At 64.7% G+C, this 11,575-nt stretch carries 13 protein-coding genes; 10 read left to right on the top strand and 3 right to left on the bottom strand.

Features of this window, described 5'->3' with window-relative positions; all coding sequences use genetic code 11:
• Positions 1 to 182: 182 nt before the first annotated feature.
• The 9 genes from NS1_RS17870 (at position 183) to NS1_RS17835 (ending at position 6,558) form a co-directional block, all read left to right on the top strand.
• Positions 183 to 623 carry a DUF6573 family protein gene (locus tag NS1_RS17870; protein ID WP_062986103.1) on the top strand — a complete coding sequence of 147 codons (441 nt, stop codon included), beginning with the start codon at positions 183 to 185 and terminating at the stop codon, positions 621 to 623.
• Between the two features lie 48 nt (positions 624 to 671).
• A complete protein-coding gene (locus NS1_RS17865) occupies positions 672 to 869 on the top strand; it encodes a hypothetical protein (RefSeq protein ID WP_062986101.1) in 198 nt (65 codons plus the stop codon).
• A gap of 20 nt (positions 870 to 889) precedes the next feature.
• Positions 890 to 1,195 (top strand): hypothetical protein, encoded by a 306-nt coding sequence (locus NS1_RS40100; RefSeq protein ID WP_157125285.1) that lies wholly within the window; start codon positions 890 to 892, stop codon positions 1,193 to 1,195.
• Between the two features lie 214 nt (positions 1,196 to 1,409).
• Positions 1,410 to 2,486 (top strand): hypothetical protein, encoded by a 1,077-nt coding sequence (locus NS1_RS17860; protein ID WP_062986099.1) that lies wholly within the window; start codon positions 1,410 to 1,412, stop codon positions 2,484 to 2,486.
• Positions 2,483 to 3,091 carry a hypothetical protein gene (locus tag NS1_RS17855; RefSeq protein ID WP_062986097.1) on the top strand — a complete coding sequence of 203 codons (609 nt, stop codon included), beginning with the start codon at positions 2,483 to 2,485 and terminating at the stop codon, positions 3,089 to 3,091. Before NS1_RS17860 ends, NS1_RS17855 begins: the two co-directional genes overlap by 4 nt.
• Positions 3,088 to 3,744 carry a hypothetical protein gene (locus NS1_RS17850; RefSeq protein WP_062986094.1) on the top strand — a complete coding sequence of 219 codons (657 nt, stop codon included), beginning with the start codon at positions 3,088 to 3,090 and terminating at the stop codon, positions 3,742 to 3,744. The genes NS1_RS17855 and NS1_RS17850 overlap by 4 nt, the downstream gene beginning before the upstream one ends.
• A 74-nt stretch (positions 3,745 to 3,818) precedes the next feature.
• Positions 3,819 to 4,442, top strand: a complete 624-nt coding sequence (locus NS1_RS17845; RefSeq protein ID WP_062986092.1) for a hypothetical protein — start codon at positions 3,819 to 3,821, stop codon at positions 4,440 to 4,442.
• A 93-nt stretch (positions 4,443 to 4,535) separates the two neighbouring features.
• A complete protein-coding gene (locus NS1_RS17840) occupies positions 4,536 to 4,922 on the top strand; it encodes a hypothetical protein (RefSeq protein WP_062986090.1) in 387 nt (128 codons plus the stop codon).
• Between the two features lie 310 nt (positions 4,923 to 5,232).
• Positions 5,233 to 6,558 carry a hypothetical protein gene (locus tag NS1_RS17835; RefSeq protein ID WP_157125284.1) on the top strand — a complete coding sequence of 442 codons (1,326 nt, stop codon included), beginning with the start codon at positions 5,233 to 5,235 and terminating at the stop codon, positions 6,556 to 6,558.
• Positions 6,559 to 6,817: 259 nt separating this feature from the next.
• On the opposite strand, the gene ybiA is transcribed toward NS1_RS17835, so the two are convergent.
• The 3 genes from ybiA to NS1_RS17820 are packed head-to-tail and all read right to left on the bottom strand — an operon-like array spanning position 6,818 to position 9,556.
• The gene (ybiA, locus tag NS1_RS38605) at positions 6,818 to 7,483 is read right to left on the bottom strand and encodes a riboflavin biosynthesis intermediates N-glycosidase (protein ID WP_063816176.1); all 666 of its coding nucleotides are present in this window, start codon (positions 7,481 to 7,483) and stop codon (positions 6,818 to 6,820) included.
• Positions 7,480 to 8,181, bottom strand: coding sequence for a phytanoyl-CoA dioxygenase family protein (locus tag NS1_RS17825; RefSeq protein WP_084503807.1), 702 nt, complete (start codon positions 8,179 to 8,181; stop codon positions 7,480 to 7,482). The genes ybiA and NS1_RS17825 overlap by 4 nt, the downstream gene beginning before the upstream one ends.
• Positions 8,182 to 8,206: 25 nt before the next feature.
• Positions 8,207 to 9,556, bottom strand: coding sequence for a pyridoxal phosphate-dependent aminotransferase (locus NS1_RS17820; protein WP_169812795.1), 1,350 nt, complete (start codon positions 9,554 to 9,556; stop codon positions 8,207 to 8,209).
• A gap of 588 nt (positions 9,557 to 10,144) precedes the next feature.
• Here NS1_RS17820 and NS1_RS17815 point away from each other — a divergent pair.
• The gene (locus NS1_RS17815) at positions 10,145 to 11,542 is read left to right on the top strand and encodes an NsdA family TPR-like regulatory protein (protein WP_157125282.1); all 1,398 of its coding nucleotides are present in this window, start codon (positions 10,145 to 10,147) and stop codon (positions 11,540 to 11,542) included.
• Positions 11,543 to 11,575: the final 33 nt, after the last annotated feature.

Here is an 11,575-nt window from a genome sequence, read left to right as displayed (position 1 = left end):
AACAACACAATCACACCCAATACCGTTGTTCTACAACAGAATTCAAACAGCAACACGCCAAATCCGTTGTTGTACAACAGCACACATACACCGGTGACCAGCAACCAATCCCATCCGTGCGTTATCTAATTGTTACTAACTCCGTTCTAACCTTATCGCCTATTGGCGGTATAGTCATTGGTATGAGAGACCAAAACAACCAAGCCGTCAGCCTCACCGACATCTTCGGCCCCGTGATCTCCTCCTACACCCGCGCTGATGCCCTCGCCGATGGCACGCTCCACGATCTCAGCGACCTCGCCAGAGAGGCCGGATTTCTCAAGCCCGTGCACATCGCCGCGCACGCTTGGGCTGACGCCGTCGCGTGGCCGCACGACTCAGGCGCGCAGGACGAAACCGGCCGAGCATGGGACGTCCTGATGAACGCCATGCGCGCCATCCGGATCTCACTACGGCAGCGCCGCACACCCGCTCACCGCGACATAGACCGAATCACCTTCACCGTGCTGCGCATTGCCGATACCGATGCCACAGAACCCACCCTTACCGAGCTCGCCATCGAGATCGGCCCCGGAGACGAAGGCGAGCCAGTCTTCACCATCACCGCGCCGCTCGACCGGTAGCCCGTTTCCGAATCTAGCCAGGCACAAAGGATAAGGACACTTCGCGCAATGAAGACCATCACGCTCCGATGGGAAGAATCAGTGCAATTCGAGGTCGAAGTTAACGTACCCGACGATTTCGAACTCGATGACTACAACCTAACCAACGAGGTATCCGAACTCGGCGGATTCGTAGAAGTAGACCGCTTCGGTTTCGAGGCCGAAGACACCGAATTCAACCGCGACGCCATAGAACTTGACCTCTAACCCGAAGAAATGAGGACCCGGTGACAACGTACGAGCAGATCTATTACTCCCTTCCAGCTAGTGACGTGGCGGAAGGAATGTCCACCAATGACGGAAAAGACATTGTCGAAATAACCACCAACCGCCAAGGCTTACTTGTTTTGACTGTCTATACGCCCCGCTCCGACAACCTCCAACAGGACGAAATCAATCGAGAGCACACGGAAAACCGCTGGTACGAACCAAACGAACGCGTAAACCTTGCGGTCTACAGCGACACGAAGACGAACGGTTCCACGCACCCGAATGCAGTAATCATCGGCAGAGAGACCGTGACCCTTTCATAGCCCGAACGGTTTCCGGTCGGTTCGATTCCGATCACGGGCACAGCGCTGGCAACAAGACCTACCGGCGAACACATCGACCTCGCTGACTTTCGTCGGCGGCGAGCACACCCCTCATAACCCGAGATACATGCGGCCACCCGTCGCGAGGTGCGACGGCATCTCACCAGCCCATGCGGCACGAGCAGCCAATCCCAACACAGCTCAGGAGACAGCTATGAGCAATCACCCCACCCAGACCACCGAAATCGCCGACATGGAACAGGCTCTCACCGACTTCGAGCGCGCCTGCACAGACGGCTTAGGCGACGACGAACACGCCGCCGCCGTCGAGCTCGCCCGCGAAGCCGAGGGCCTTCTCGCGAGTTATCAGCGCAAAGTCCCGGACACGACCGTCGCCAACGCGCTCCGGAGCGTCCTCTCCTACAACTGGAACGACGAGCGCCGCGACTACCTCGAGCAGGCCGAGGGCCGCGACCGCCACATCTTCGGCGACCTCTCGGCAGTGGCGCGGTGGCTCGACATCGCCAGCGCGCCCACGACGTGCAGTGCCCCGGCCGAGCTGCGGTCACGGTTGGTCGACGGCTACGACAGCGACCAGATCACCTCGGTGCTCGGCCAGATCAGCGCTGCTTCCGGCCTGGCCGTCGTGTGCCTGTGGAATTACGTCGACAATTTCGGCTTCGGCGGCGACTCCGACTTCCGCATCCTGAGCCCGCACGGCCAGCTCTACTACCTCGACGGCGACCTCTCGGACTGGCTCACCGACACCCCAGACCACGCACCCGCCCACCCCGGCAGCCCAGCCAGCTGGATCGGTGGAATCGACACCGACGCCATCGACATCGCCGGGGGCGACGGCCGCCACAGCCTCGCCCGAGAAAACCGCCTGAACAGGTCCGATGACACGTCCCCCACCCCGCGCGGGACGGCGGCCCCGTCGCGCGCCGAGCGCCTCGACCAGCAACTCGCAGAAGCCATCGCCGCACCCAAGCGAGACGACGCACGGATCAACACCTTGTCGCTGCAACGGATCGCCGAGTACCTGACCAACACGGTGCCCGCCGCGCACACCCTCGAACTCGACTGGGATCAAGGCGGCCTGATCGCGAAAGCGCTGCGTGACGCGACCGGCTCTGTCCTCGACGGCGATATCGCCAAAGACGCCATGACCGAGATCTTCCCGTGGACCTGGAATCTGAACCCGCGCCTGGCCGGACTCGTCACCGACAACGGGCACGGCCCCTTCTTGCTGAACTTGACCCAGATCGCCACCCCGAGGAGGGCCTCATGATCGCTGTCGACTCCCGGACCGGCCTACCCGAAGGCTGGACCGTGCACCTCGAACCGGTCCTCAACCTCACCTCCGTCACCATTCGCGACGAGTTCGACCACCAGCGGATCTCCGGCTACATCAGCGCCCAGATTCCGAAAGAGCGCACGGTGCGCGCGATCCGGTACATCCCCGACGCCGCGATCCGTGACCACGCGAAGGGCCTGCTGCGCCGCCACCTCGCTGACCAAGCCGCCACCCTGGCGAACCTGCGTGCCGTGGCCGCCGCACTGCCCGACTACCAAGCCCTCGTCGACCGGCTCACTGCCGCCGCACCGGGCACCGAGGTCACTTTCGGCGCGCAACACAGCACGGAGCTGACGTTGACTCTCACCGCGCCCGGCCTGGTCGCCTCCGGAACGGTGCTGGCGTTGCTCGCCGACTGGCTGATCGCCCAGGGCCACACCGGCCCGCAGGCCCCCGAGGGGATCGCCGTCGACCTCTACGAGCAGACCCTGACGGTCGACCTCGCCCAGGACCACGGCGTCGACTTCCTGACCTGGTACCGCGACCACGACGTCGACCAGCCCAACCAACCCTCCGACACCGAAGGAGACCGGCCATGACCGACACCCTCACCAACATCCAGCCCACCGAAATCGACCCTGTGACCAGCGAAAACGACACGTCCCCCACCGTCCTCGGTCGGGTGGTCGGGATCCGGGATCTGCGCCCCGGCGACGTGATCGCCCACGAGATCGGCTTAGCCGGGCGCGTGGAGATCGCACGGGTGACCGCCGAACTCGCGCCGGATCTGACTCCGTGGTGGGCCGTGCGCCTCACCGGCGGCACCATCATCCCCGCCTCCGACGACAGCACCTTCGAACTGATCACCACCCCGAACAGGGCTCGCGCAACGCCTGCGGACGCACCGGGAGCCGTGGAATCGTTCGTCGCGCCGCGGGCCATGGCCAAGCTGATCGAGCTCGCCAACCACCACCGCCGGTCCTACATGGTCGGTCACCGCTGCGACCACTACGACGGCAACCCCTCGGTCTCACTCACCGTGCTGTGGTACCCGCACGACTGCGACGTCCAGACCGCCCTGTACCTGGACTGGCACAACACCTCGCCGGGCCGCTACCGGCTGCGCTCGGCCTCCGCACGCGGATACCTGGAAAACCACCGCGCGCTCACCGTGGCCGAGGCCGAGCGACTGATCACCGGCGCGAACTGCTTCTTCCACGGCGAGACCTCACCGCCGTCGCCGCCGAGTTGATCTCAGCGCGCGCTGCGCGAAACCCGCCTTCTACCAGTGCAAATGACACGTCCCACCCCGATAGGAGCACCGCGATGCCTTCACTTCTTTCCCCGACCTGGATCGCCGGCTATGCCGCGGCCTTGACCGAGCTCACCGGTGACATCTGGACCCCGGTAGCCGAGGTTCCCGCGCCCGGCGACACCGCAGAATGGGTCCGCGATGAGCACGGCGCGCTGCTGCGGCTGTACGCGTACCTCGCGACGAGCGAGTTCGGCGAGGAGACCTTCGCCGAACGAGTCGCGATCACCGCCGAGATCGCGCCGGGCCAAGCGCGGCCGCACGCCCACGGGCACGCCGTCACCGCGCCCATGCACCACGCCGCGACGGCCGCCGCGATCACCCACCGCGAACTACTCACCCCTCAGAAACCCTCGAATCCTCCCTCTACCAGGGGAGATGACACGTCCCTCGCTCCGGCTGCCAGTACGAGTGTCGACGACGGCGCCGAGGAGACCGTGGGCCGGCTTGCCGCGCTCGCCGAGCGCCACGGGGTGGATTCCGACGACCTCTACGACCTCGTCCATGACACCGCCAGCCTCGAACCATCGCAGGCCAACAACGACGGCCTCACCGCGCAGATTCGACTACTCCTGCGCCACCTGTCCGAGGCCGAGATCGCCGAACATCTCACCGGCGAAGACGCCGAACGCCCCTGAGCTGAGCGCAGATCGACGACAGCGGTGACCGGCCCGGACACGCCGCGAACCCGCCGGTCACCGCAACCCAACGCCGCCCTCGAAAGGACTCCGATGAACAACTCCCACACCCCCGCCCCCTACGTGCTTCCCGCCGACGCCTACACCAGGTTGCAGGCCGCGCTCGCCGAGCTGCCCGGCAACGACCCCTACGACCCCCGACGACCTACGGCGTTCGGTGACTGGCGGTGGGTGAGGAGCGATGACGCATGCTTGGCGATTCTCAGACCGCCGCACGCCTACGCAGGACTCACCCCATACCTGCTGGCACGCAGCATCTTCGAGACCCTCCCCCAGCCTGACCTCGCCGATCTCGACGCGATCATGGTCGATCTCTTCGCCCGCCAACACACCATCCACGAGGGCCAATACACCATCGACTGCTACCGCACGATCACCGTCGCCGACGCCACGAACACCGATCCCGGCGCCACAACCTAACCCGCCGCGCTGATCGCCCGGCGCACCCTACGACCCTCAAGCCGCCGACCGCGCCCGAGATCCGGACGCAATCTGGCGAGATCGACGACATCACAACCGACTACTTCGACTCACGGTTCGTCGTGAATGTCGCTGCCCGAGAAGAGGATTCCCCGGCTGGGCGCATCGTGGCCTGATCAGGTCGCGTCGAACCCTGCACAACCTCTCCGGAGCAGCACCGCCGGATTCGCACAGCCAGATCCCTCTTTGATCACGAGGCGCAGGCCGCGGTTGAACACCCCCGTCCAGCACCGAAAGGAGTGCCTTTGTCATGTCTGAAAACATGCTCTTGAACTGCACTGATGACACGTCCCCCACCACGGTCGCTATGCGGCCGGCGCCGCGGACGCCGCGGACGCCGCGGCCGGTGTCGGTATCGGCCGAACTGCTCGCCCAGCTTGACCTCACCGAACCGCCGCCGCGCGTGGTCGCTTCGTGGGGTTTGGGCGCTGACTCGACCGCGCTGTTGCATCGCATGATTGCCAACCCCGCGCTGCTGGGGTGCCGGCTCGACGAGATCGCCGTCGTCGTGGCGATGGTCGGCGACGAGTGGACCCAGACCGGGCTCGATGCCTCCGAGGTCGTGCTGCCCATCCTGGCCCGCCACCGGGTTCGCACGATCCAGGTCGGGCGCCGGCGGCGCAAGGTCTTCCGTGACGGGCGCGGTGTGCGGGTCTTCTCCGACACCCGCACACCGCGGGTCCTGCACTTCAGCGGCGAGTACCGGCTCTCGGACGAGATGATCGCCGCGGGCACCATTCCCCAGACCGGCGGCGCCCGGTTGTGTTCGGTGCATGCCAAGGGCGAGATCCTCGATCCGACGATTGCCGCCATCACCGGCGGGCACCCGTACCGGCACCTGATCGGGTTCGAGGCCACCGAGAGTGGGCGCGCGCTCAAGGACACCCGCTACAACACCGCGGCCCGGACCGGGGAATACCCGCTACTCGACTGGGGCTGGGACCGCCCGACCGTCGAGTCATATTTGCTGAAAACCACTGGGCGACAATGGCAAAAGTCCGCCTGCGTGTTCTGCCCGTACAGCCTGGCCACCATGGCCGGTCGTGCGGCGACCTTCGACCGGTACCGGCGCCACCCCGCGGCCGGGGCGCGGATGCTGTGGCTCGAGCACATCGCCTTGGCGCTGAACGAGCGGCAGGGCCTGATCGCGGGCAAACGCGCCATCGACCACGTGCGCGCCGACGGCGGCCTGGACGTGGTGCTCGACCAGTTCGGCGCCGCGCTCGCCGAGGGCAAGCACGCGGTCTACGAGCTGCGCCGCCTCACCAAGCCCGCTCGCGACCCGGCCAAGAAGGGCGTGCGGTGGCGGGCCGTGCGCGCGCTCGGGCACGGCTCCCGCACCGACATGCTCGCGTGGCTGAACACCTTGCCCGGCACCACCGTGCTCGGCGACGACGGCATCGCGCGCCGGGTCGTGCGCGACGGTACCCACCCAGACGACCACCACGCCGAGCATTTCTTCGTCGCCGCACCGGCCGGGGTCGGCTTCAAGAAGCGCGCCGGATTCGAACGGCACTGGCGCGCAGCCACGCACGCTCGGCGGCGTGCCGAACGACACCATCTGATCGCCGCGTAGCACCGAAATGCCGCCTCCCCCTTGGCAATGGGCCCTGATGCGGTGCCGGGCGGGACCGCCGAGACGGCTACGGCGCCGGCCTCGCGCCATCCGGTGAGATCAGGCCCGGAACGATCTGGTCGATGAGACCTTCGAACTCACCATCGGGATCGAACGGCCAACCGCAGTACCGATAAGCTTCGGGCTCAACGGCCTCGCACCAGGCGAGTCCAACCCGTCGCAACGACCGAGCTAGCGCGGTCTCGGGTCGGATGCGCCTCTACGACACCTCCGTTGAGTTCGTGACCGGTCCTTGGACCCACTCGACCTCGATCACCCGCGCGTCGCCGCCCGGCTGATACTCCGGTAGCACATGCACTTCCCCGAATGGCGAAGTCCCGCGGGCCCGCGCCTGCCGGTGCGGCGGAACGACCAGCAGCCCATTGCCGAACAGCACCCACCCCTGTGATGGCTCGTCGCCCTCCCCACGCCAACGCACCGGCTGTCGGTTCAGTTCGTCACGAATACCTTCGAGAAGGCGGCCGTTGATGTTGCGCCCCGCACCATCGGCACCAGCGCCCCAGAAACGGTCGCCTCGGGTGTCCTCGACCAGCGGGGCATTGCCCGTGCCGAGCAGCTTTCTTCGTGCGCGGGGGTGCTGGGTGAATTTGGCCCACATCCCCAGCCGCATCACCTCGATACGTGCGGTCTGCCAGTCCGGTCGGATCGGCACCGACCGATCCCTGCCCAATTTGGCGGCGACCTGCGGCGAGGGTGCGTTGCGGATGGTTTCCTGAATCCTGGCCGAGGTGAACTTGTTGGCTTGGAACCAATGCTCGGTGCTCGGCCACACACGTCCGGCAAGCACTATCGGGAACCGAGCGAAGTTGGTCAGGTCTGCGTACTCGTCGCTCAGGCGGTGAAACCGAATCGCGTTGTCACTCACTCGATCACCCGCTGGTACCGCAGCATCAAGGCTCGCCGCGGGCGATCACTGCGGTTCACCGCCGAGGCGTGCAAGGTGAGCGGGTGGAACGCAACCGCCCCGCCAGGGTCGAGGACGACCGCCTGGGCGTCATCTTGGCTCCACGTATCTGAACCCACCTGCAGCTCGGCCGAGTGGTGCTCGCGCAGCCCTGTCGCATGGCTGCCGGCCATCATGTACAGGCAGCCGTTTTCCGGAGTGCACAGATCCAGAGCTATCCACATAGTGACGTAGTCGCCTGGGTCGCCAGCTAGGTATGGCGCATCCTGATGCGGCGGCTTGGCCGAGCCGACACCCCGCGCAGGCTTGCACCACAGAATCGAGTGCACGAGCCGGACTCGACCATCCAGCAGCTCCGCTGCGGCACCGACCAGGTCGCGGCTGACCTGTAGCGCCGCAGGTGAATGATCGACATAGTTCGAGACCTTGCGCAGGACACCTCGATAGGCGGTCGCGTGCGCCTGCGTCATTTCGAGGTAGCCGCCCCCGGGCGCTTCCAAATTGAAGTCGCCGATGCTCTGCTCCAGCTCCGCAGCATGCGCTATCACGCCTTCGGCTTGGCTCAGGACCGCCGCCAGAGTGTGCGGATCGAGCAAGTTCACTGCGATCGTGGACCCGTCACGGCGGTACCGTTCGACGTCAAATATACTATTGGACATACTATTTCGATCTCCTTGTTTGCTCTTACAGGTCCCAGAAATCCAGGGACTGAGCGAACTTCACGAAGCTGTCGTGGAGTTGGTCGGGGACCGGCATCGAATAGGAGATCCCCGCCCTTTCCATACGCTCGAACGCCTCGCGCACCTCGCTGGCGTTCTGCATCAACACCATCCGCATGGCATGGCGTCGATCGGCGTTGAACGAACGCGAGGTCGACAGCTTCACGCCCGCTTCGCTGGCCAGGAAGAAGTCGAACAGCTCTACACCGCTCACGCCCTCGACGTCGTAATCGCCGAACGCCTTCGGGGGTGTGAACATGAATTTGTAGCCCGCTACCGGTGGCCAGATGGCATCGTGCGGCCAGCCCAACCCCTTCAGCTCTTTCAGTGTGGTCTGCAGCGAGTCCGAGATCCGCCGTTGAACGTGTTCGCGGATCGATGGATCGCTCGACATCTTCAACGCTGTGGCCGCTGCGTTCTGCACGAATTCGGGGATCATCACGCAGAACTCCGAGTTGTGGATTCGGATCATATTGATCAGCTCCGATGCGCCGGCCACCGCGCCGACACGCAGTCCCGGCAAACCCAGTTCTTTGCTGACCGACAACACGGTGATCGCGACCTCGGTGGCGCCCTCGACCTCGAGGATGTTCGGTGCTCGCCTCCCATCGTGGCTGGTGAACCAGCTGTCATGATCGTGGATCACCGCGAACCGGTCACGACGCGCCAAGTCAACCAGCTCGCCGAAGTAGTCATGGCGCAATACGACTCCGGTGGGGTTCATCGGCGAGTTCACATAGAGGAAGCGAATGTTCTCGCGCCCGAGCTTGGTTACGAGGCGGGAGATCTCATTGATCGACGGACGCCCGCACTCGTCGAACGGAACTCGAACCACCTCGGCGCCGTTGCCGGTCGCGATGGTGTTCACTGTTGGCAGAGCCAACTCCGGCAGAAGTACGTAGCGGCCCGCATAGGTGCGCGACACCGCGTCGAAGATCTGCGACGCCCCTGGGGAGATCATGACCTCGGTATCGGCGCGCACCGTCACGCCGAACTGCCGATTGATGAACGCTGTAACTTCTTTCCGCAACAGGTCGGTTCCATACGATGACGGGTAATGGCGGGCTGACTTCCTGTCATCACCCAGCGCCGCCAGTGCCTCGACGGTTGGCGAATAGTCGGCGTAGAACGGATATGTGTAGTCAGTGCCGAAGTCCAGGAACCGGGCATCGGATCGAGTCGACCATGCTTTCATATGGTGACGGAGCGCAACGAGATGCAGTTTCTCGAAGTATCCAGCTGTGCGGCCTGCCACCACATGAGGGTTGATTCCCCCACCGAGGTCGCCAGTCGGTGGAGAGTAACTGAACGGCACTTCGAACCTCCCGAAATTTAGGAAACACCTTCAACTGACTGTCCACATAGCTGCTTCGGCTGATGCGCTGCCGGGTACGTGCTGCTACTGGAAGGTGTTGTAATGCAACGAGAAACGCGGAACTCTCTGCGGTGTTTGATCTATAGCAGTTCAGTTTCGAAAGAGAGATGCGCGGCTGATGTGGTCACACGTTGGCTGTATTGCCATCCGGAAACGGACGGTGTTCACCAATCGACGGAACAGGCGAATATTGCGGCGTGGTGGTCGCTGTAGTGCCGCGCACGCACCCTTCCGGAATGCGCTCGGCGTGGCAGGTCCGGTATAGAAGCGGTCCTCGTCAACTTGAACTCCTCCCCGGAATACGTTGTCCGACAACGCCATAGGACTGACTGGGCCAGCCTTCGAATGCGACGAGGGTGGCTAGCTAGCGAACCATCCAGGCGTTGCCATCCCAGTAAAGCTCCGGACCTCACTGCGTCGGAACGGGATACGGACGTGAACCTCGTGAACCCTGCCGACCGGGCCGTGAAGTTCGTGAACATTGCAGACGCGGCCTCGAGGCATCTCCATCGCAGATACCGTCGTGATGTGCCGCAGAAACAGGCCGGCCCCGCACACATGCAGTCGCTGCGTGGCGCGCTAGACGAAGCCGACTGGAACCCTCGTGACCTGACGAGTGCGGTCAACAGCTGGCTCGAGCGACACGGTCGTAGCGGCGAACGCATTCACCCGACCACCGCCTATCCATGGGTCCAGCGCAACTACTTCCCGCACAACGGCATTGCCGAAGTCGTCGCTACCGTACTCAGTGCCCGTCTTGGCCGCTACGTTGGCGCAGAACAGCTCTGGCCTGGCCATGCACGTGGCGAACGCCTTGCCCGCAGCGAACGGCTCCCCAGCGACGGGACTCTCGACGACGCAATCAGGTCGCTCGACCAGCTCGCCGCGGGTTCTCGCCCCCTGCAGATCAGCACCGCCGATCTGTCGGTGGCAGCGATTTCGGCGTTGCGCGACCCTGCCGAGTCTCACGGCTCCACTCGTGACCGCGACCTGATACACCATGCCCAGGCGGGCCTCATCGCCAATCACGTCGCCGAGCTGCGTCAGCTCGACGACTGTCAAGGCGGTGGTGCACTGAGCCTGCGCTACGTCTCACGCGAACTGTCGACTGTGCTCGACCTGCTGCGGTGCGGCAGTTACGAGCCCGAAGTCGGCAAGACTCTCATGACCTCGGTTTCCGATCTCGCTCAGCTGGCCGGGTGGATGCAATTCGATGCCGGCGACACCGAGGTCGCCCAGCGATATCTCGTCCTGGGCATTCGGATCGCCAGGGCTGCGCGAGATGACGATCGCGCCGTCAACCAGGCAGGCATGCTCGCCTACATCGCCTCCGAAGCCAAGGCGGGCACTGCGGCGCTGGCGATCACCGACGCTGCGTCCAGGCTCTCTACGACCAGCCTCTTCGGCAGAGCTCGGCTCGAAGGGCGCCGGGCGACAGCTCTGGCTGCGGCGGGCGATATCGGCGCATTCCAGACAGCCAGTGACCGCGCCCAGGAACTGTTGACCTCGGCCCGTCAGGACCACACTCAGCCTTACCTGTACTACCTCACGCCAGAACAGCTCAACGCCGAAGCCGGATACAGTCTGGTCACGCTGGCCCAGCGCACAGAGCTCCACCAACGCAAGCTGCTACGCCAGGCAGCCGATCTGCTCTCGCCCCGCGCTCACCTCAACCTCGGCCCCGGATATGAACGCTCAGCGGTCTTGCACGGCTGCCAACTAGCGCAGGCGCATCTGCTGCTCAAGGATCTCGACGGCGTCGTCGCTGCCGCCCGTGTCGCGACCACCCTGGTCCCGGCCGTCCAGTCGCGCCGCTGCGCCACCAAACTCCGCGGACTGCACAAGTCACTGAAGCAACGCAGTCGGTCCAGGGTGGTTGCTGAGTTCCTTCCAGAACTCGAGCATGCTCTCGGCGGGTTGCGCTGAGTATCGAGTGCGCGGCAACCGGCAACATGGAGA

The sequence above is a fragment of the Nocardia salmonicida NBRC 13393 genome, from assembly GCF_001613085.1.
In the GTDB taxonomy this organism is placed as follows: domain Bacteria; phylum Actinomycetota; class Actinomycetes; order Mycobacteriales; family Mycobacteriaceae; genus Nocardia; species Nocardia salmonicida.
The sequence above is the reverse complement of the archived record's forward strand: the minus strand, read 5'-3'. Positions and strand labels throughout refer to the sequence as shown.